Origin of the sequence: Euzebyella saccharophila (genome assembly GCF_014855495.1) — a bacterium.
Classification (GTDB): domain Bacteria; phylum Bacteroidota; class Bacteroidia; order Flavobacteriales; family Flavobacteriaceae; genus Euzebyella; species Euzebyella saccharophila.
The window spans coordinates 58,248-81,493 of sequence record NZ_JACYFJ010000003.1 but is presented as its reverse complement, the minus strand read 5'-3'; the positions used below and the strand labels follow the sequence as shown (position 1 = coordinate 81,493).

Here is a 23,246-nt window from a genome sequence, read left to right as displayed (position 1 = left end):
GGAGATGACAAAGCTAAAGACGCATATGGGACGTAGGGCCTTTATCAAGAATACAAGTTTGGCAAGTGGCGGTTTGGTACTTGGCTTTAGTATTTTAAACTCCTGCAAACCTGAGCAGGCAAAAGAGATGGCCGTCAGGGAAATGCCCAAAGAATGGTTCGAGATGAATTCGTATCTGAAAATTGGTGATAACGGGGTTGTAACCATTTATACGCCCAATCCGGAATTCGGTCAGAATATCAGGACATCTATGCCCATGTTGGTGGCAGAAGAGTTAGATGTAGATTGGAAAAATGTACTGGTTGAACAGGCGCCCTATCATGCAGACAAATATGGATTTCAATTTACGGGGGGCAGTAGGGGAATAAGTGCCAGATGGGAACCGCTTAGAATGGCCGGAGCAACCGCAAGGCAGATGTTGATAGCGGCGGCGGCAGAAACCTGGCAGGTACCCAAGGAAGAGGTTACCGCAGAAGCAGGAGTTTTGCAACATGCAGCCACTAAAAAATCGGCCGGTTACGGAGAAATGGCTTCAGTTGCAGCAACACTTACCGTACCCGAAGAAGTACAACTAAAAGAGGTAAAGGATTTTAAACTGGTCAGCCGTTCGCAAAAAAATGTAGATGCAAAAAGCATTGTAACCGGTAGGCCTTTATTTGGCATGGATATTCAAGAGGAAGGAATGTTGATCGCCATGATCGAACATCCACCAGCTTTTGGTTTGACCTTAAAATCAGTGGATGGTGAAGCGGCCAAAGCCATGCCTGGAATCAAGGATGTGGTTACGATCAAGAGTTTTAAGGACGGATATGAAAAAGGCGGTTTCGACACCAACGCTTTTCCTGAATTGGTAGCGATAGTGGGCAACTCTACTTGGGAGGTGATGCAGGCTAAAAAGAAATTAAAAGTGGAATGGCAACCCATTACCGCCTATTCAGAAACAATCGCTGGGTTTGGTGGAAAAGAAACAATCAACATACCCGCAGGACTGGAATCTACCACGACCCATAAATCACAAATGGAAGCACTTGCTGCAAAACCGGGAAAAGTTGTCCGAAAAGATGGAAATCCAGAAGTAGCCTTCAAAAATGCAACAACAATTTTGGAAAGAAGTTACTCGGCGCCTTTTCTTGCTCATAATAACATGGAGCCCTTGAATGCTTTTGCCCATGTAGCAGGCGATAAGGTGAAAATTGCAGCACCAATACAGATTCCGTCTTTGATCATCCCTACAATTGCTAGTAGTCTGGGAATACCGAAAGAGAATATTGAGATGGACCTTCCAAGAATGGGCGGTGGTTTTGGCCGCAAGGCCTATGCTCACTTTGTGGTGGAAGCGGCCCTGATTTCACAAAAAGTCAATGCACCTATCAAGTTAGTATATAGCCGTGAAGACGATATGACCAATGGTATTTATCGCCCAACGTATCACGCAACCTATCGCGCGGCTTTTGATGAAAACAATAATTTAACGGCATTACATGTAAAGGCTGGAGGAGTGCCGGAGAGTCCATTGTTCGCCAATCGTTTTCCGGCAGGGGCCATTGATAATTATATGGCAGAAGAGTGGACCATTGATTCCAACATTTCCATAGGTGCCTTTAGAGCTCCACGATCTAATTTTATGGCCGGTGCCGAACAAGCGTTCTTGGATGAAGTTGCTGAAACCATGGGCAAGGACGCCATTCAATTTCGCTTGGACCTGCTAAAACGCGCCAAGGAAAATCCTGTAGGCGAACGGAATGATTATGATGCTGATAGGTACGCCGGAGTCCTGGAATTGGTTCGTGAAAAATCGGCTTGGAAAGAAAATGATGCAACAAAACATCGAGGAGTGTCGGCCTATTTTTGCCATAACTCCTATGCGGCGCATGTACTGGATTTAAAGATGGAGAACGGTAAACCCGTAGTTGAAAAAGTAGTTTGTGCCATTGATTGTGGAGTAGTGGTAAATCCTGATGCAGCAACAAACATGGCCGAGGGAGCCATTACCGATGGTGTAGGCAATGCCTTTTATGGGGAATTGACCTTTCAGGATGGGGTGCCACAGAAAAACAATTTCCACCAATATCAAATGATTCGCATGAACGACGCGCCGAAAGAAATCGACGTACATTTTGTGCAGAATGAAATCGACCCAACGGGTATGGGAGAACCTCCGTTTCCCCCTGTTTTCGGTGCGGTAGCCAATGCCTTATATAAAGCCACGGGGCAACGGCATTATAGTCAGCCATTTATAACAAAAAAGGAAGTAGTAGGATAATGGGATTATATCACATGTAGAAGAGGGTGACCCTTTAAAAACGGCGATTGTAAGGCGTTCATTTATTTGCGGATTCATATTTAAAAAAATGGTCTTAAGAATTTAACCTTTTACAGGATTTTACCGATTTCCCGGATGTGTTCTTTTTAACGGCCGTTTAAAAGAACAGATGGTGTCCATGTTATGAACTCATAAACACAATTTTAGAATTCTTTGATTTAGTCACTAGAGTTTAATTGAGATTCTGCATAAAGTGCTGCACCAATTATACCGGCATCATTCTCAAAATGTGCCACTTGTAAAGGAACATCTACTGATAAGTACCTACTAAACTTTTCATATTTATTACTTAATCCCCCTCCAATGATAAAATGGTCTGGCGACATTACCCTCTTTAGGTGTGTAAGAAAGTAATCAAATCGCCCTGCCCATTCTTTCAATTTCAAATTCTCTCTTTTTCTTGCCAGGCCAGAAGCAAAAAATTCAATTGGTTCTCCATTTTTATAAAAAACACGACCCATTTCGATATTTGGAATTAAAACACCATTGTAGAAAACCCCTGTACCCAAACCGGTGCCAATAGTTACCATAATCACTTTACCTTTTAGACCGTTACCGACACCTAATTGCATTTCTGCTAAACCCGCTAAATCGGCATCATTTCCTAGATAGAATTTGGTGTTCGGACATTCTGTCTCAAAGAGTTTATTAACTTGTACATCAACCCATTCATCGGTCATATTTCCGGATGTCTTACATTTACCATCTACAACTACCATCGGAAAACTGCAACCAATAACACCTTGCCAATTCAACCGACGAACCAATTCTTCAACGGTTTTTGCCACTGCCCCGGGATGTGCGGGCTGCGGAGTCGCAAGTCGAAGCCTTTCTGAAACTAATCTTCCATTTTCTGTTTCAACGATGGCCCCTTTAATTCCTGAACCACCGATATCCAAACCTAATATTTCCATAGTATTATTAAAAATAAAAAAAGCACGGGAAACAACCCCGTGCTTTTACAAACTAACAAACTAACTCAACTTACTATTCAGTTTTTTGAAAATTTAATATCCGGGATTTTGAACATATAACCCACCAGTAAAATCAATTTCTCTTTGCGGTATTGGATAATATTCATCTCGCCCAGATGTAAATTGGGCATTGGAAAGAAAATCTCTTTTAGTCTTTTCTTCTGCCAAATATGTATTTAGTGTTTCCTCCGCAATTCCCCATCTTACAAGGTCATACCATCTATGCCCTTCCATGGCAAACTCCAACCTTCTTTCGAACATTAAGGCTTTCCATGCATAATCTTTTGATGGGAAGGAAGCATAAGGTGCAATTGCATAAATATCCGTTGCTCCTGCATCTATTGGTCTTTGTGTACTTGCTGCAGCACGACTCCTGACTTGATTTATGATGGGCAAAGCTTCGTCCCATCGATCTAATTGAATCAAGGCTTCAGCCTTCCAAAGAAGAACATCGGCATACCTGATAAAATCCACATTCTTTGATGTACCTACAAATGGCCCTTCTTTTACATAGCACGAGCAATCAGGAGCTTGTTGCTCTTTCATATTTCCAAAATAACCATAAACACCAGGATCTCTGGCCCAACTGAAATTATAAACCATATCTCCTGATTCACTTACCGTATTTCTGTATTTAAACGGTCTTCCCGGTATTCCCACAGTATGGTCAATCCTTGGGTCAACACTCAAACCACTGTCGGGAGGTGTTGTGCCATTGGCGTCTACATTGGTGAAAATGTCAGTATCGTTGAAGGTATCTAGCAGTGGTAATCCCGCAGCATCAGTCTTAAATGAATTCACCATATTCTGACTGGCCAAATGAAATCCACAGCACCCATAAAGGCCTGTGCCGTGTGGCGAATTTAAACCAGTTACGAAACTAACTCTACCAACGGTTGTACCGTCATTGATAGAAAACTGGGCCGCCCAGATAGATTCCGGTCCATTGTCAAATCCATCCAAGAAATTTTCCCCAAAATCCGGTTGAAGACTACCGGTAACTTGATCTGCATAATCAATTACTTCTTGCAAACGTGATGTATTTATGCCGGTAACTTGATGTTGATCGTTTTGCTCATAAGCTTGAAACAACCTCAATTTGGCCAAATATGCAGCAGCAGCATTTCGATCTGCCCTACCTACCTGCTCTTGAGCTTGGGGTAGATTATCATACGCATAAAGAAAATCCTCAGCGATTGTATTCCATAATGCATCATTATCCACGTCATTTGAGGTCTGTGCAATTTCTTCTTGGGTTAAATTTTCGGTGATATATGGTATTTTTTTAAAAATCAACTTCAACATAAAATGTGAATGAGCTCTTAAAAAGCGTAACTCTGCTAGTCTAGTTGTCTTTTGTGCATACTCACTGTCCGGTATATCATTAATGACAGATAGTGCAAAGTTTGCCCTAGAAATCGCTTTGTAATAATCGGTCCACGTTCTCGGCGCCATCCAGTCTCCCATATCTGCAATAGTAAGATTGTATTGCTCGTATTTATCAACAACATCAACATCACCACGGCCTCCGCCGCCCTTATAAGCATCATCCGAACGTACACTACCATAAACCCATTGATGAGTTAACGGTCCAATCATTTCATCATTGGCAATTCCTGCATATGCAGCAATGACCAAAGATTCCGCATTCTCGGAGGTTGCCACATTTTCACTGGACAACACCCCTTCTGGTTCGTACTCTAAATAATTATCTGAACAGGCAGTGAGCACAAGGGTTGCGCATATCACCGTTGCTATTATTTTATTATATTTCATGATATCTCTATTTGTTAAAAGTTTATGTTCATCCCTACAGAGTAGGTGGTAGGTACAGGTATTCTGTTTACATCTATTCTCTCTGGGTCTGCTCCTATATAACCATCAGGAGTAAACCAAAATAAATTCTCCCCTTGAAGGTAAATTCTTAGACCTGTCATTCCTGCCATTTTACCGATAACATCAGTTGGTAATGAGTATCCCACTTGCATATTCCTAATTTTGAAGTAGGAGTTGTTTCTAAAAATATAGTCCGAAGTATCCGTAAAGTTATTTACCAAGGAAAGTGAAGGTATCGAAGAATCTGTATTTTGAGGTGTCCAAGCATTTAAAACGCCAAGACCTGCATTATCTCTACCCTGTACAAAGTTGTTCCAAAATATATAGGAGTCAACACCAATCCGACCTGCAACTCCTGACCCAAAAACGGAGAAATCGAAATTTTTATACCCCAAATCCAGACGTATACCGTATTCTAAATCAGGTAAGGTATTACCAATAAAATCACGGTCGTTGCTATCAATCACTCCATTATTGTCAATGTCTACAATTTTTATACCCCCAGGTCTAGCGTTGCCTGTTTGCACGCCTCCAGTGGGATGGGAATCAACATCTGCCTGACTTTGAAAAAGACCGTCGGTGCGATAGCCAAAAATTGCCGTTTGTGATTGTCCAAGAATTGAATTTTGTGCAGTTCCGGGAAAAGCTGCCCTAACCTCCTCTGGCAGAAATGTAATTTCATCCTTAAACGCTCCAAAATTTGTAGAAACTCCTAAAGAGAAACCGCTTTCCCATAAATTGGAATAACCAAGGTTAAATTCCCACCCTGTTGCCGAGGTTGCAGCACCATTCAGTACTCTTTGTTGACCCTCTCCTATTACAGACGCAATAGGTGGGGTAGTCAAGATATCTGTAGTCTCCCTTGTAAAATAATCAAATGATCCGCTAATTTTGTTGTTTAAAATTCCAAAATCTATACCATAATTCCATTCTTTGGTCGTTTCCCATTTTAAGTCGGGGTTAGGTGCCTGTGTAGAAACAAATCCCGAAGGCAGGGTCCCCGTATTGTTCCCATTTATATCGTATGCCGTACCTACATTGTAGTATATTTCAAAAAATCCTCCCGTCAATTGTGCTTGATTTTGCCCATAACGAGATTCATATAAACCAAACCGAGCCGTATTACCAATTTCTTGGTTACCTACTTCTCCATAACCGGCCCTAAGTTTTAAATTTGACAGTATCTCACTGTCTTTAAGAAATTCTTCCTGACTTATTCTCCAACCTAATGTAGCTGCTGGAAATATACCGTATCTATTATTGGCCCCAAATCTCGAGGAACCATCTCTACGTATCGTAACTGATGCGAGGTATTTGTCAGCAAACGAATAATTTAATTTTCCGAATTGGGAAGATAAGCTATATTGGGTTGATATTCCATTATTCGTTCTCGCACCAGTTGCAGCAGAAAGAACAAAATATGATTCTTGCTCTACTGCAAAATCATCCGCTTGCGCTAATATAGTGTCAAAATCTTCTCTTATGGACTCTATACCTAACAGAGCTCCTATCTTGTGCTTTCCAAATGTTACATTATAGTTCAAAGTATTTGAAAAGGTCAAAGTCCTTAACTTATTAGTATCTAAAATCAATCTATTGTTGCTTCTTGTAATAAAACCGTTGAAAACCTTTGGTTCTATATTTTTACGCTTAAAATCACTAAAATCTATACCTAAACTGGAACGAAATTTTAGATTTTCAAGAATGGTCAATTCCGCATAAACATTACCAAAGAAATTGTTTTTAATAGCATTATCCCATCTATTCAAATATTGCATCAAAAGTGGATTATTTCTATCTGAATAACCAGCTCCCAATGGACCTGCAAACTCTCCGTTAGCATCATAAACAGGAATGGTAGGTGCAAGGGTTATTGACAGGCCAGTTGTAGGCGCACCACCTACGTCACTTGCTACCAATGTTTCATTAGAAGTTGATATTTGGGTATTCACACCAAATTTTAATCTATCATTAAACAAACTTGTGTTACCGTTAATTTTACCTGTGTATCTGTCATAACCTGTATATTTAAGCATACCAGTATTTTCTAAATATCCCAAGTTTATAAGCAAAGAAGATTTTTCCGTACCCACCGAAACGGTAACCTCATTGTTAAAAACATAGCCCGTTTCATAAAGCTCGTCTTGCCAATCTGTATTTCCTGAAGGAACATTTGTATCTCCACCTACAAAAGGCTGTATAGCAATACTGTTGAGCATTGGATTGTTGAAGTCATTGTTCCAATCAAAATTGTATATTTCACCATAGCCTGCATTAGGATCTGCGCCGTCATTTACGGATGCTCTCCACAAAGCTTCTCCTCGTTGTTGGGAACTTAGCATATCATACCGTTGTTTTCGCTCAGATTGTACAGATAGGTTAGAATTGATACTTACCGAAATACGTTCTCCTTTAAGACCTCCTTTTGTACTTACAACAATAACTCCATTTGCGGCTCTTGATCCATATATTGAAGAGGCCGAAGCATCTTTCAAAACCTGAATGGATTCGATAGTTGCTGGATTTAAACTTGCGAACACCTCTTGCCTCTTTGTTGGCACACCATCTATGATATAAAGCGGATCATTGTTTCCTAATGTTGTAAGACCTCTAATCAGTATTCTGCTGCTAAGCCCTGTAGGGTCACCGGATTTTTCTATAAATAGACCTCCCACTCGTCCTTGTAAGGCTTGCATAGCATTACCTGAACTCAAACTTTGACCTTCAATAGGAGCAATATCCACAACTGTTACTGCACCGGTTAAATCTACCTTTCGCTCCGTGGAATAGCCTGTCAATACTACTTCTTCCAGTTGTTGGGCATCCTCTTGTAAAGCAATATTTATTAGTGATTGGCCATTCACATTAATTTCCATGGTGGTGAATCCTATATAACTAAATACAAGTGTTGCATCACTATCCACATTGTTCAATGAATAATTACCATCAAAGTCAGTTGTTGTTCCAGTTGTTGTTCCTTTAATAATTACCGATGTTCCTGGTAAAGGACTGCCATCATTAGAAGAAGTGACAGTACCTGTAATTTGTCCTTGGGCCGACAGGCCTATTGGAACAAATACTATGAATAATAGTAAGAGTTTTAATTTCATAATTGTCTAGTTTAAGTTAAATTTAAGTTGCTGTATATCAATGTATTCAAGGTTGTATTCATCTGAAGGAGCTTTAAAATAGAAACTATCAAATGGAGCTTTTGGAAAGAATATTTCCGTCATAACCGTTTGACCGTTGTCAAAAAACAATTCAATAGAAGTTTTATCCAGAATAATTGTTCCTGTCCAATTTTTGTGATTAGAAATCCTTGGGGCCAAGGCTATTCTGTCACTAAATTTGTTCGAAAAATCAGTAATTCCTGCCTTATTTCTATCCACAAAATAATTACCCTTTGTGGCATCATAACCGAAACGTAAACTATCCCCTTCACTGTTGGAAAGTTCAAAAGTATAAACGCCATCAACTAAATCTTCAACCTTAAAATTAATTTGGGCACTTGTAAAATCGATTGCCTTAGAAGTGGTCAGCAGGGTATTTCCTTCCAATACAACATCTAAACTTTCAAGCTTTTTGCTTTTAAACTCATGTAATTCAGGTACAGGATTCGCTATAAGACGGTATGTATTTTTACCTTTAACTAATTCTAATGTTCTTGCCGTAGTTGTGGCACTACGCCATTTTTCAGTGGGCACCTCATTGGCATATAGCCAATTAGACATCCATCCCATAAACAGCTTGCCGCCATCTTTGTTCTCAATATTTGAAAAAGTAACGCCTGCGTAATTATCTCGGCCATGGTCTACCCAAAAACTATGTTCCCTTTTCATTTCTTCTTTAAATGATTCATCAACAATAAAATTTGAACCATTAAAATCACCCACAAAATATTGGGTTGCAGAGCCTGTATTAGGGCCGCCAGGATTTATACTTACCAACAAGACCCATTTTTTTTCTGAACTGCCAATAACCGGTAATTGAAATAGATCTGGACATTCCCAAACGCCGCTATGATTTCCTATTCCTTCCCCAAAACTTGTAAGTTTCTCCCAAGATTTTAGGTCTTTGGAAATGTAGAATTGAATTTCTTGGCCCGCAGCTACAACCATGTTCCATCTTTTCCTCTCATCATCCCAACTAACTTTTGGATCCCTAAAATCTCTAACGCCTGGATTTTTCAAAACCGGATTACCCTCATATTTTGTCCATGTAAGACCTTCGTCCAACGAATAGGCAATACTTTGATTTTCCACATCTATGTCACCCGTCTTTTCCTTTTTGGGATCATGACTGGTATAGATTGCCACTATAGGCGTTTTGCCATCGACACCAAAACTTGACGTATTTTCAATATCTACCACAGCACTACCAGAAAATATATAGCCTAGTTCATCTGGGAACAAAGCGATAGGTTGCTCTTTCCAATTAAACAAATCCGTACTAATGGCATGCCCCCAATGCATTGGTCCCCAAGTGGTACCATCTGGATAGTGTTGAAAATAGAGATGGTAATATCCATTATAATAGAACATACCATTGGGGTCGTTCATCCATCCTTTCTCGGGCGAAAAATGAAAGTTTGGGCGGTAGAGGTCTTCATTGGAAATGGCAACAGTATCTTGTCCATTTTGAACCTGATCAGCTTTCTTGTCGGTTGTATTTTTGCAAGAAAAGACCATTGCGAAAATTCCTATTGTCATCACGAACTTGTATATCTTATTTTTCATATTTGTTGGTTCTTTACAATACTTCAGTTTAATTTTTGTTCATCAAGACCTATAAGATCATCGGTTGTATTCTTTCTTCCTTTTGTTAGTGTTTTACTAAGTTCCTCTAGCGAGATACCTTTGGTTTCTGGCATTACGAAAATCACAAAGAGCAATTGTAGGAACATCATAAAGGCAAAAAAAGCAAATACGGTACCCGCTCCGATCGAGGTAAACAACACGGGAACTAACGAGGGTATGATAGCGGCTAAAATCCAATGCACCGAACTACCGAACGATTGACCGGACCCTCTTAAATGATTCGGGAAAATCTCTGAAATAAATACCCAAATCACGGTGCCTTGGCCTATTGCATGTGCAGCAATAAAAAGGAAAAGAAAAATGGGCACGGCCATACCTTCCCAATTCAGGAAGAATGCACAGGCCACCAAAGTCAAAGAGATGATATAGCCAATAGAACCTGCGTACATCAATTGTTTTCTTCCTAGCCTGTCAATGAGGAATACCCCTAAAAGAGTAAAAATCATATTGGTCACCCCTATTCCTATACTGCTTAAAAGAGCAGTGCTCTCACCAAGGCCAGCTTCTACGAAAATTCTTGGCGCATAGTACAAAAAGGCATTTATGCCTGACAATTGATTGAAAAAGGCAATGAAAAAAGCCAATAACAAAGGGAACCGGTATTTCTTAATAAAAATATTCTCTCCCGAAACCGTATTCTCACTTTCAGTCTTTAATTCTAACATCAATACCTCAGGATCCTGATCAGGATTGATTAATTGCAACACTTTTTTTGCCTCTTCGTTTCTCATTTTGGTCAACAACCACCTAGGGCTTTTTGGAACGCTCAATACGAAGACTGTATAAATAATTGCAGGTATGGCTTCAACACCCACCATCCATCGCCACGCGTTTTCACCTATACCATTTAATAGATAATTGGAAAAGAAGGCAATCAAAATTCCGAACACGATATTAAATTGATAAAGGGCCACTAATTTTCCCCTGTCCTTGGCAGGTGCTATTTCAGATATATAGGCAGGAGCAGCAATGGTAGATGCACCAACCCCCAGCCCACCTATAAATCTAAAAATGGCGAATGTGATCGGATCATTGGCAAATGCAGAACCAAGAGCGGATATAGTATAAAGTATACCTATCCATAATAATGTTTTCTTCCTGCCTATCTTGTTCGTGGGAATTCCGCCTAAAATTGCACCTACTACAGTACCCCATAATGCCATCGCCATAACTATAGTACCATGAAAAACATCTGATGAACCCCACAAGGCCTGCAACTTTTTATCTACTCCAGAGATAACTACCGTATCAAATCCGAACAGGAAACCTGCCAATGCTGCGGTAATAGACCAAACCCATATTTTTTTCATAATCGTAATTCTCTAGTATGGTTACTAAAGTATTCGTAAAAAACAAGAGGGTATTTTGATGATGTATCAATATGTTATGTTTTTGTTAAGGTGCATGTTTAAAATGATAAGTGCTTGATAAACAGCACTTAAAAATAGAATTTTAACATGGGCTTAAACGCACTAACTACACTCATGTTACATGAAGTTTAAAATTGATACATTCAAAAGGGACTACGAGCTAAGGATAGTATGAAATGTAAACTAGATAGATTTCCGAAACGCTATGGGAGAGGTGCCGTATTTGTTTTTGAAGGCGGTTGAGAAGTAATTTGGAGAAGAAAATCCGTTGGTATATGCAATTTCGGCTACCGTTAATGAGCCAGTCTCGAGCATCACTTTGGCTTTTTCCAATCTGATGTTACCAATATAATCACTTATACTAATTCCCATCATCGCCTTTACTTTTCTGTACAACTGAACCCTTGAAATAGTAAGATTTTCAGCTAGGTTTTCAACCGAATAGTCAGAATTCCCTAAATTTTCATTAATAAGGGAGTTCAATTGATGGATAAATTTTTGTTCTATATTACCAAAGGAATTTAGTTCTTCAATTTTATGTATGTTACTGGTATAGTAATACCGAAGTTTCTCTCTATTATAAAGTAAAGACTTAATTGACTGAACCAAAATAGAATAGCTGAAGGGTTTGGTCAGATACAAATCTGCTCCTGATTGAAGTCCTTTGATGTAAGATTCCTTATTGCCCAAAGCGGTAAGTATTATTGTTGGTATGTGGGAGGTTCGTAAGTCCCTTTTTAGAATTTCACAGATTTCGAAACCATCTTTATCCGGCAGATTGATATCGCAGAGTATAATATCAGGGACAGTTTCAAAGGCTTTCTCAAGGGCATCCGTGCCATCGGATAGATGGATATCATACTCCAATTGTAATTTGTTTTTTAGAAACTTTGATAAATCCTTGTTATCCTCTATAATTAATACAGAATATTTTTCTTGGTTTTTGCCCGGATCTTGTATTAAGTAATTATCATCAATCAAATGGTCCGAAGAAAAATCGATAATATTGGAATCGACCAAATCTTGTTCTGAAATAATCTCCGTTTCATCAAAGTGTGCCTGACCTTTGTATAGGGATATAATGAACTCTGTGCCATGAAGGGAATTCACTTGAATGGTACCTTTGTGCATCTCCACAAATTCCTTGCTTAAATGAAGACCTATTCCAGAACTGTTCTTTCTGTTGTTCGAACCTTTGAAAAATGCTTGAAATACTCCATCAATTTCGTTCGGAGGGATTCCAATGCCTGAATCTCTAAATCGGATGACAACCATGTTTTTTTTATCATCGTCCTCAATATGAATTCCAATCTTTCCATTATCAGGAGTGAACTTAAAGGCATTGGAAAGTAGGTTAAAATATACTTTGTCCATTAAATTCCTATCTATGAAAACATCCAACGCTTCATTATTGGAAGTCAATTTGAAATCTATATTACTTTTCTTCGCTTCTCGTTCAAAATCTTTAAAAATGATTTTTGAAAAACTGTATAAATTGGTTTTGGATGCTTTTAGATTGAACTTACGGTCTTCAATTTTCCTAAAATCAAGTAATTGATTGATCAATCTCAACAGTCGATTAGAGTTGTTGTGTATCAGCTCCAATTCGTTACGCATTTTTGAGCCTTTCTCCTTGACAAAGTCGCTCATGGATTCAACAGAACTTAAAATCAAAGTAATGGGAGTTTTAAATTCATGGGAAAGACCTGTAAAGAAATTAAGTTTCGCCTCATTACTTATTTTTACTTCCTTCGCGATTTTCTCGATTTGATTCCGCTGTACGGTAACCTTATCGTTCGTCAATACCAATTGCTTATTTTTCTTTCGAATTGCAAAAATGGAATATACACTATATACAGCAAGGCTTAAGATAATTGCCAACAACGCCATTGTAATTTTAAGAAGGTTATTTTGCGAATAATAGAGTTCTTCTTGTTTTTTTATTGCTGCCAATTGTTCTTCCATTTGATCTTGCTGTTCATTTATCTTTTCAAATTGGTTGTTCATAATATCCGCGTTCAACTCATTGATAATAGTCGTTGAGAGGATGTTATTCTTTGGTATAGCTTCTTTGTTAAAGATTTTCAAAGCCAATTTAATAGCTTCATCACCCCCGGTAGGGTAGAGAACCGTTGCCTTCAAAACTCCATCTTTTACAGCCTGAATTCCCCCATTGGTTCCGGCAAGACCATCAACTCCAATAAAACTGATTTCATTTTCTATTCCCAACTCGCGAGCGACCTCCCATGCGCCTACCGCCATTCTGTCGTTGTGGGCAAACACATAATCCACTTTAATATCATCATTTAATAGTTGTCTAAACTTGTTTTGAATAGACTCTTTTTCCCAGTTCCCTTCAATCGTTGCTGTGATCTGTGCCTTCTTAAACTGATCTATTATTTGATTAAAGCCCATGCTTCTTTCCTCGGCAGGAGAAGATCCGACCAGACCTTTTATTTCAATAATCCTTATGGAGTCTTTAATATTGGATGCTATGATTTCCTTTGCAGCATTTCTTCCCACCTCAATATTATCTGCACCCAAATAGGCAGTATATTGCTGGCTTTCTGTTTTTCTGTCGACTACCAAAACTGGTATACCGGCATATAGTGCCTTTTGTACTACCGAAGTAACGGGCTTTGATTGGATCGGGGAAACGATCAACACATCAAGGCTGTCGGCAATAAGGCTTTCTATCTGCTCAATTTGAGTTGCTACGACGTAATTGGCGTCTTTAATGATCAAATCGATTTTAGGATTCAAAGAGGCTTGTAACCTCATTGAGTTATTCATGGAACGTCTCCAATTATCGTTGGACATGGCCTGTGAAAAACCGATGCGGATTTTACCTTCGTCTTTTTCCCCTGTGCAAGAAAGAAAAAACAAAGCAAGCAAAAAACATAATGCTAGATAAAACGATTTCATGAGTATATTCTCCTAAATGTAAACTTAATGAAAATTGAGATAAACTAACACCATCCAATTAATCCTATAAAACTAACATTGAAAAATAATCAATCTAAACCATACACAAACAAACCATAAAAGCACTTTTATTTCCTAAAAAAATATGAGTTTAATAAAATTTAACTTGAACCCCATTATTTTGAAAATGATAAATAATATCTTTATTGAATCAGAAAGTAAGTCATCTTACTCTAAGTTCATTTAAAATACCGTCAACAAATCGGTCAACAGTTAAGTTTTTGAATTCGTAACTAATTGATATATAATTGATTATGTGGTAAGGTTGTAATCCTGCCACCCCGACGAATATAATTTAAAACCCTTATAATCAATTGATTATCAGGGTTTTAAATTTTCAAAAGCCCCTACAAAACTGTCCAAATCAGTACAAATTTCACATCCGACGTGTCCTATTAAGTGTCCTTTTTATAACCATAAACTTGGGAAGGTCCTTAAACAAAGAGTTTTAAAGTTTAGGTCCTCGGGGAACTCGGATTCGAACATTTTTAATTATAAATATTTAATTGGGAATCCCTAGGTTTATTACATTTCTAATATTTCTTAATGTAGAATTTCCTCATTTTTCATAGGACGGCCCGATTGTCTAGTTATGACCGGTACCTAATCTTGGGAGGAGGTCAATTTTTAGGGAAGGCTACAAAAAGGGTAGGGCTACAAAGGGCGGGTTACTAAACTGAAATTAATTTGAAATTCAAGTAAATAATACTTGGTACATTTTGGAAAGATTTCCCATTATGATTTTGCCTCTATAAGAAAACCACAGCCTATGGCAAACTTAACATTGACGTGACCGGCCAAATAAAAGAAACAGCAAGGTTTCGGTTTTGGAGTTAAATTTTTCTTGCAGTTGCTTAAATGCTTTAGAGATGTGCCATTCAACGGTCTTTATCGAGATGCCGAGGTAATCGGATATTTCAACATGGGTTAATCCTTCTTTTTTATTCAGCAAAAATACCTCTTTACACCTTGGGGGTAATTTATCTATTACCAAATACACTTTCTTTACTAATTTCTCTAAATTTTCAGGCTCAATATCCACGTAGGTATCCAAAGTCTCAAGATATTTTAATTCTAACCTAGTGACGTGCTTCCCTTTTCGATATACGTTAACAAACTCGTTATATACTGACTTGTACAGAAGACTCTTTATGGATAAGTCATGTTTTATGTTTTTTCTTTTTATCCAAAGCCGTGTAAATACATTTTGAACAATATCTTCCGACTCGCAATGGTCATGGCACAAGGTAAAAGCATAGGCGCATAGTCTTTGATAGTAAGTATCCATCAAAAATTCGTAGGCTTCTATTCTACCAGATTTTAATTTTCTGGTTAGAGCCATAGGATCATCTTCCATGCTATAATTGGATTAAAAGGAAATTTTTATGAAAAAAAAAAAATAAATGGTCAAAAACCTAGGGGTTCGAAAATTTCATGTGTATTATATACGAATATCCTTAAAATGCAATGAAGGAAAACACTAAATTGATAATCAAATTTCTCGGTAAAGAGGCTAATTTATTTGAATTAGAGCGGCTAGGGGAAATTATCGAAGAACATAAGACCAAGAAATTATTCGACCATTTCGTTAAAATTCATTATTTACTTTCTTTCAGCATGAAAAAATATGATGTGGATAACGCTAAAAAATCCTTTAAGGAAAGCGTGAAAAAGAATGGTAGGAAACATTTTTTCAGACGTATAAAAAAAATAGGCATAGCAGCCTCAATAGTACTACTTGTAGCTCTCACGATTTTTATTTCTCATAAGAACACTCAAACTTCGACAATTAACGGGGCTAAAAAGAATATTCAGGCAGGTACGGATAGGGCCATCTTAACATTGGAAAATGGAAATCGTATTGTTTTAGAAGAGGGAAGGGAATACGAATCGGACAGAGTGAGGGGTAATGGTAAATCTCTAAAATATTATCAGAATGACACGGTCGACAAAATCTCGTACAACTTTTTGACTGTTCCTAGAGGTGGCCAATTTCAGTTGACCTTGCCAGATGGCACGAAAATCTGGCTAAATTCTGATTCTAAATTAAAATACCCGGTAAATTTTAAGAAGAATGGGCCAAGGGAGATTGAATTGCTCTATGGTGAGGTATTCTTACAGGTTTCACCTAGTTATGAACATAACGGGGCAGAATTTAATTTAATATCCTCCGGTCAATCTATTCAGGTTCTCGGAACCGAATTTAACCTTAAGTCTTATTCCGATGAAGATTTAGTAAAGACTACCCTTCTCGAAGGAAGTATTTCAATTCAAATCGATGATTACGCTACAGTTTTAAACCCGCATCAGCAGTCGGTCTATAATACAGAATCTAAAGAGATTGAAGTTCAGAAAATTGATGTGTCTCAAGAAATTTCATGGATAAAAGGTCTCTTCGCTTTTGATACGGAATCACTGCAAACTATAATGAAAACCTTGGCGAGATGGTACAATGTAGATGTAATATTTGAATCAGCGAACTTAAAGGAATTTATTTTTACTGGAATTTTGGAAAGGTCCAGTTCTATTGAGGATATACTTAACCATATAGAAGCCTCAGGCGAAGGGAAATTAAAATTTGTTATAGACGATAGAACCATTTTAATACAAGAAAATATCAAATAATAAAAAAAGGGAAAAGGCTCCGCACGTCCAAATGAGTTGCCATTTTCCCCACTAATGATTAATTAAACCACATGTCCAATTAAATCAAAATTAAATTTATGAAAAATAATTCCTTAAGGTACTCCTTAGAACCTTTTCAACGCATATTTCTCAAAATAATTATGAAAGTCTTTATTTTTTTATTTTGTACCGTTGCCCTAGGTCTGAGTCCTAAAACCAGTTTTTCGCAAGATGCTTACATTGTTATAGATGAAGACCAAACGATTTCCATTAAAGGCATGTTGCACCTTATTCATAAACAATCGAAATATAAGTTTATATATAAAAACGACCTCATCAGGGAAGCCCCTGCGGTCAATTTGGTAAAGGGCACTCTTAAAACCAGTCATTTATTGATAAATGCTTTAGATCCCATTGGGCTCTCCTACGAGTTTAGCGACGATAGAACTATACATATTAAAAGAAAGCAACTTGGTCAAATAAAGGTGCAAGACACAAGAATTCGTTCAACGGTTCAATTTCAGCTTTCGGGTAAAATAACAGACGAAAGCGGTCAGCCCTTGCCTGGTGCCAATATCCTTGAAAAGGGAACTACTAATGGAACACAAACCGATTTTGACGGCAGGTTCGTACTTTTATTAGAAGACCCATCTTCGGAAGTAATTATAAGTTACATTGGTTTTGAAAGCCAAGAAGTTGCCCTAGACGGAAGATCTGAAATTACCGTTGTTCTTAAGGAAAATGCTTCAAATCTAGACGAAGTAGTCGTTATCGGTTTTGGAGAGAAACGCAAAAAGGATTTGACAGGCTCGGTAAGTGTGGTCGGTACTGCAGATATTGAAAAATCTTCGTTTGCTTCGCCCCAATTCGCATTACAGGGAAATACGACAGGAGTTAGGGTTATCAATTCCAGCGGCGATCCGAACGCACCTCCAGAAATTTATGTTAGGGGAATTGGAAGCTGGCAGGGTAATGCTCAGCCTTTATACGTTATAGATGGACAAATAATAACCCCACCATCGGCCAGCGGTAATTTAGACTTGATAAGTAGAAATGGCAATACCCCGCCACCTAATCTGTTTACCATGATCAATCCAGACGATATTGAGTCAATAACGGTACTAAAAGACGCCTCTTCCGCAGCCATATATGGAAGCAGGGGAGCTAATGGAGTAGTATTGATCACCACTAAAAAAGGAAAAAAAGGAGCACCTACGGTCGAGTTTACTAGCAGAACCGGGTTTCAGAACATAGATACTTTTGACGTGCTGAATACCAACGAATTTAGGGCATTGGCACAAGAGATGTACGCAAACAATTTAAACCCCGACATAACTATTGAAAATCAACTTTACGGTAGGGATGCAGCTGATGATGTTACCAGAAGAATTTCGTTTTCCCCACAGTTCGATCCCGAAAGCCCTTTTTATATCAGCTCTCCAAGAACGTACGATTGGCAAGACGAATTAGTCAAAAAAAATGCTATCACCCTGTCCTATGATTTCAAGGTTTCGGGAGGGACGGAAAATACAGATTATTATGTATCTGCCGGTTATGACGATATAGAGAGCAACTTGGTAGGTAACGAATTGGAAACTTACCGAAGTGCTATTAATATTAATTCTCGAATTAACAATTGGTTGAAAATAGGGGTAAATTACAAATTTGCCTATCAAACCCAAGATACCGAAGACTTAGCATCGTTGACCAATATTGCACAGGCACCTCCTTGGCAGCCCCTTTATGATTCTTCGAATCAATTTGGATATGCCGAAGTATTGGCCACTTCGTTGGCCGACTGGCAACAAGCAAAAATATACGGACAAGGAACTAGGTCTAATTACTTGGCCCGTATAGACCTGAACAGAAGTCTGTTTGAAAATACTAGACATCTTGGGCAAGCTTACGTTGAATTGCGACCTTTCAAAGGATTGACGCTTAGAAGCAGCGTAAATTTGGACTATACGTCACAAGACAGAATAAGAACGACAACATACAGATCCAACATTTTCAGGCCTGACGGTCAAGATCCTGCTACCGACTCCCCTGCTGCACCCAATAGTTTGGGAGATCATGAAACTAGAAATAATTATATCTATAATTATCAGTTTGATTTTAGTGCAACCTATGAAAAGATTTTTGAAGATCACAAATTTGTTCTAACGGGAGCTGTTCAAGACCAATTTCAACGCACTCAAGTTAAAAATTTGAACGGTGGTAATTTAATTAATATTGACAACCTAAAAAGGATAGGGTATTCTAATGATTTAGCGAACAATAACTCTTTTTTAGGTTGGAACGAACGTTTTTGGCTGGGCTATGTAGGTAGATTAAGTTATAGTTATTCCGATAAGTATTATCTAGACGGCTCTTATAGAAGGGATGCTAGCTCGGGTTTTGCTGAAGACTATCGATGGGGAAATTTTTACTCGGTATCGGGTGCCTGGAGAATCGGCAGCGAGAAATTCATGGAAAATTTAGGTTTTATCAACGACCTTAAATTAAGAGGTGGTTATGGAGAGGCCGGGAACGATGAGGCGGCAGTAGGCCAATTTGCCTATTTGTCAAGGGCCGGTGGTTCTGGGTCCTATAGATTGGGCTCTGGTGATGGCAATGCGCTTGGCGATTACTATATAGCTGCGAGCTTAAGTTCATTGCCCAATGAATCTTTGGTTTGGGAAGTGGCAAAAACGTCGTATGTGGGATTGGATGCCACACTTTTCGATTATAAGTTGAATATGACATTGGAGGTTTATAAAAGGGAACAGGACGGTATTCAACAAACCGTCAATCTCCCCTTAAGCGTGGGAACCTCCGACCCTTTGTTCAATGTTGGAAAATTGGAGAATAGAGGCGTAGATCTGCAGGTAGGGTTTAATGATCGTAAAGGTGATTTCAGCTATGGAATATCTACTAATATTAGTTTTCTGGAAAATGAAGTGACCGAGTTGTATAATGATCAACCACTTTCAGCCACCAATCAATTTCAAAGAACCTATAGGGTAGAAGAAGGAAGGTCTTTGGGTCATATCTGGGGATATAAGGTAGGGGGCATTTTTCAATCGCAAGATGAGATTGATGCTTTCTACGCCGCCACACCCGATGCCAATGTACAAGATGTAAGTTTTGTAGCACCTGGCGATATTTATTTTCAAGATGTTCACGGTGATCCAACTGAAGAAGATCGGTTTTATACAGAAACGCCTGATGGACAGATAAATACTAATGATCAGACCGAGATAGGCAATACAGTTCCCGGGTATACATATGGCATAAACCTAAATTTAGGATATAAAGGGTTCGACATATCAGCGAACTTTTATGGTGAAGGAGATGTAGATAAGTATAATTACGCACGGGCGTCACTGGAAAATATGAGTGGTGCGGGTGTTAATTTTGGCGCTTCTGTGAGTGATCGGTGGACTCCTTCTAATCGAGATACCGACATACCGAGAGCAGTTGTTGGTGACCCAGCCGGAAATAATAGGTTTTCCGATCGTTTTGTAGAAAGTGCGGCCTTTTTTCGTTTGAACAACTGGCAATTCGGATATTCTGTACCAAGTGCCTTTCTTGATAAAATCAATAATCCTGTAGGTTCATTTCGCTTATATATAGGAGGCCAGAATAACATATATATTAATAGTTGGAAAGGATTGGATCCGACCAATGATGAATTTCCACTCCCAAAAACCTATGTAATCGGTTTAAAGGCAACTTTTTAATTTAAAAAAATATATAATGAAAAATCGATATAAAATATTTGTTTGTCTTCTCTTGTTGGTAGGTTTCAGTTGTGATACCGATAGAGTTGATTCCCCACCTTTGGGGGCGACGGAAGCATCCTATTTTTCTAATGTAATAGAATTTAGAAATGTAATGATAGGTGCTTATGCCAAGCTTTATGACTATTACTTTTATAATGTTCCAGGAACAAATTGGCCCAATAGTCTATGGCTTTTACCGGGTGACGATATCACCGAAACCAATGCGACCCGCACAGCTGAAGAATTGTTTGATGGCTCAATGAACTCTTCCAATACAAGATTGGAATGGATGTTCGATAATATCTATGAAATGATTCAAAAGACCAGTGTGATTTTGGATAAGGTCAATACCGTTGATTTTTCCAATTATGAAGGGTCCGATGAAATAGCTTTCATGGAGGGAGAAGCATTTTTTTTAAGGGCATATAGCTACTACAATTTGTTTAATATTTTCGGGAATGTTCCCCTGGTTACCGAACGTCTGGGAGCTAACAATACAAACACTCCCAAAAGTGATAAGTTGGAGGTTTTGGATCAGGTAATAATGGACGCCCAAACTGCGATAGGCATATTGCCCGAAAGTTGGGACTCTGGTAATAGGGGTAGGGCCACTAAGAATTCGGCACGGGGCCTGTTGGCGAAGGCATTGGTTTTTCGGGGTAATTATACCGACAATACGGCTGACTATACACAGGCCATTTCTGTATTCAATACCATTACAGCCACATTGAACACAAGATATTTAGATAATTTTGATGCACAGTTTGAGAACAATCAAGAGTCGCTATTTGAAGTACAAGCGGCTGCTCCCACAGCTATAAACAATATATTCTTATATAACGATGGAGCTTGGAGAGGAGTTGAGGATATGAGTGTGTTCAGGGGAATGATGACCCCAACCGGTAAAGGGCAGGTCAGTAATCTTGCTAACACCAGATTTTTGATTACCAATAAGTTATTGAACGCCTTTGGCAGTGATCCAAGAATTAGTTATTTCCTTAGGCCGGATGACAATGAAGAAGGGCGGATATTTCAAAAATATACGGCGGACGAACTGGATGAGCGTCTGCCTCCGTTTCAAAGTTCTATAAACAATGAACGGGTTCTTAGATATGGCGACCTGGTTCTCATGATTGCAGAAGCAGAATTAAAATCCGGAAATCCGTCTGCCGCTATAGCACATGTTAATCAAATAAGAACCAGAGCTAGAGATTGGGGACTTACTTCTGGCGCCGGAGACGGCATATCGCCTGCAAACTATAATACCGGAGAGACTAACAACGCAACAATTATGCAATGGATTATGGACGAAAGATATATTGAATTGGCCGGTGAAGGTCAAAGATGGTGGGATTTGAAAAGATGGCATGAAGCTGGAGACCTCGATTTAACGGGTTGGACGGGCAGTGATGAACATTTCAGTACCAATTTAGCTTCTAGTTCACAATTTGATGTAAACAAGCATTTATTGTTTCCATTACCACAAACCGAAATTGATCGTAATGAAGGTATTCTAGAAAATAATCCCGGATATTAATATTTTTTTGAGTTAGTTTTCAAAAAGGGGGCCGCAAAAGTAATTCTGCCGCCCCTTTTATTTAAACATGAAAGAACTAGACTGAACTAGAAATTGAACTACATGAGTAAAAAGTATATTTTATCCATAATAGCTGGCTTAACAATTGTGGTATCCGGTGCATCTCAAGATTTTGAAACACTGACCTATTTTAAAAATGACACCATTAGCTTGAAGCTGGATTTATTTGTGCCCAAAACCAGTGATTCAATAAAAGTACCTTTGGTAATTTATGTTCATGGCGGAGGTTTCGTAACAGGCAAGCGTGAAAATGGACATAATTTGGCTAAACATCTCGTTGAAAATAATATAGCATGTGCAACTATAAGTTATTCGCTTTATATGAAGGGAAGAGGTTTTGGTTGTAACGAAAATTTGTCTGAAAAAGTCAAGGCGATACAAATAGCATCCAGTCAGTTATGGCAAGCTACCGCTTTTTTAAGAGAGAAAAGTAGCGAACTTAATTTAGATTCAACAAAAATTTTTATAGCAGGTAGCAGTGCCGGTGCGGAAACGGTCATGCATGCTGCGTATTGGAACAGAAATCAGATGCAATTGTATGAAAACAGATTACCAACCGAATTTAAATATGCCGGAGTGATTTCTGGAGCTGGTGCCCTAATGGACCTTAATCTGATAACGAAATCCAGTGCAATTCCCTTCATGGGATTTCATGGAGATGCGGATCCGCTAGTCCCTTACAAAACCGCCTCCCATCATTACTGTGCTCCCAACACGAAAGGGTGGCTAATGCTATTTGGATCCCATACGATAGCGAAACATCTTGAAAGTTTAAACGAAACCACCGAGCTAATAACGTTTGAGGGCGGAAAACACTCCTACGCAGGGGTCTATTTCTATCAAAATCAAAAACCGGTTTCCAATTTTATCAAAAGGGTATTGAATGGAGAACGGTTCAATCTCTATAAAAAGTTCAATGGAGAAGACCAAAACTAGTTCTATATATAACGGAGCT

The 23,246-nt window shown here is 38.7% G+C and carries 12 protein-coding genes; 5 read left to right on the top strand and 7 right to left on the bottom strand.

Translation table 11 applies throughout. From position 1 onward, the window contains the following. The first annotated feature begins 4 nt into the window (after nucleotides 1-4). Complete coding sequence (locus IL355_RS10990) at nucleotides 5-2,263, top strand: xanthine dehydrogenase family protein molybdopterin-binding subunit (protein WP_192462180.1); 2,259 nt, start codon at nucleotides 5-7, stop codon at nucleotides 2,261-2,263. A gap of 218 nt (nucleotides 2,264-2,481) precedes the next feature. Here IL355_RS10990 and ppgK read toward each other — a convergent pair whose 3' ends face one another. From ppgK to IL355_RS10955, 7 genes are all read right to left on the bottom strand, one after another. Then, complete coding sequence (gene ppgK / locus IL355_RS10985; RefSeq protein ID WP_192462179.1) at nucleotides 2,482-3,237, bottom strand: polyphosphate--glucose phosphotransferase; 756 nt, start codon at nucleotides 3,235-3,237, stop codon at nucleotides 2,482-2,484. A gap of 93 nt (nucleotides 3,238-3,330) precedes the next feature. Beyond that, complete coding sequence (locus IL355_RS10980) at nucleotides 3,331-5,073, bottom strand: RagB/SusD family nutrient uptake outer membrane protein (RefSeq protein ID WP_192462178.1); 1,743 nt, start codon at nucleotides 5,071-5,073, stop codon at nucleotides 3,331-3,333. Nucleotides 5,074-5,087: 14 nt separating this feature from the next. Beyond that, nucleotides 5,088-8,243 (bottom strand): SusC/RagA family TonB-linked outer membrane protein, encoded by a 3,156-nt coding sequence (locus IL355_RS10975; RefSeq protein ID WP_192462177.1) that lies wholly within the window; start codon nucleotides 8,241-8,243, stop codon nucleotides 5,088-5,090. A 6-nt stretch (nucleotides 8,244-8,249) separates the two neighbouring features. Further along, nucleotides 8,250-9,869: a glycoside hydrolase family 32 protein gene (locus IL355_RS10970; protein WP_192462176.1), complete on the bottom strand. Its 1,620-nt coding sequence runs from the start codon at nucleotides 9,867-9,869 to the stop codon at nucleotides 8,250-8,252. A gap of 23 nt (nucleotides 9,870-9,892) precedes the next feature. After that, entirely contained in the window at nucleotides 9,893-11,260 is a 1,368-nt protein-coding gene (locus tag IL355_RS10965) for a sugar porter family MFS transporter (protein ID WP_192462175.1), read from the bottom strand. 243 nt (nucleotides 11,261-11,503) lie between these two features. Continuing rightward, nucleotides 11,504-14,215 (bottom strand): hybrid sensor histidine kinase/response regulator transcription factor, encoded by a 2,712-nt coding sequence (locus IL355_RS10960; protein ID WP_225621207.1) that lies wholly within the window; start codon nucleotides 14,213-14,215, stop codon nucleotides 11,504-11,506. Nucleotides 14,216-15,083: 868 nt separating this feature from the next. Further along, nucleotides 15,084-15,662 (bottom strand): RNA polymerase sigma factor, encoded by a 579-nt coding sequence (locus IL355_RS10955; RefSeq protein WP_192462173.1) that lies wholly within the window; start codon nucleotides 15,660-15,662, stop codon nucleotides 15,084-15,086. Between the two features lie 110 nt (nucleotides 15,663-15,772). Between IL355_RS10955 and IL355_RS10950 the strand changes: the two genes are divergently transcribed. The 4 genes from IL355_RS10950 to IL355_RS10935 all read left to right on the top strand — a co-directional run bounded on the left by IL355_RS10950 (nucleotide 15,773) and on the right by IL355_RS10935 (nucleotide 23,227). Further along, nucleotides 15,773-16,930 (top strand): FecR family protein, encoded by a 1,158-nt coding sequence (locus IL355_RS10950; RefSeq protein WP_192462172.1) that lies wholly within the window; start codon nucleotides 15,773-15,775, stop codon nucleotides 16,928-16,930. Between the two features lie 161 nt (nucleotides 16,931-17,091). After that, on the top strand, nucleotides 17,092-20,652 hold the full coding sequence (locus IL355_RS10945) for a SusC/RagA family TonB-linked outer membrane protein (RefSeq protein WP_192462171.1): 3,561 nt from the start codon (nucleotides 17,092-17,094) through the stop codon (nucleotides 20,650-20,652). 16 nt (nucleotides 20,653-20,668) lie between these two features. Further along, nucleotides 20,669-22,231 carry a RagB/SusD family nutrient uptake outer membrane protein gene (locus tag IL355_RS10940; protein ID WP_192462170.1) on the top strand — a complete coding sequence of 521 codons (1,563 nt, stop codon included), beginning with the start codon at nucleotides 20,669-20,671 and terminating at the stop codon, nucleotides 22,229-22,231. A 102-nt stretch (nucleotides 22,232-22,333) separates the two neighbouring features. Further along, nucleotides 22,334-23,227 (top strand): alpha/beta hydrolase, encoded by an 894-nt coding sequence (locus IL355_RS10935; RefSeq protein ID WP_192462169.1) that lies wholly within the window; start codon nucleotides 22,334-22,336, stop codon nucleotides 23,225-23,227. Nucleotides 23,228-23,246: the final 19 nt, after the last annotated feature.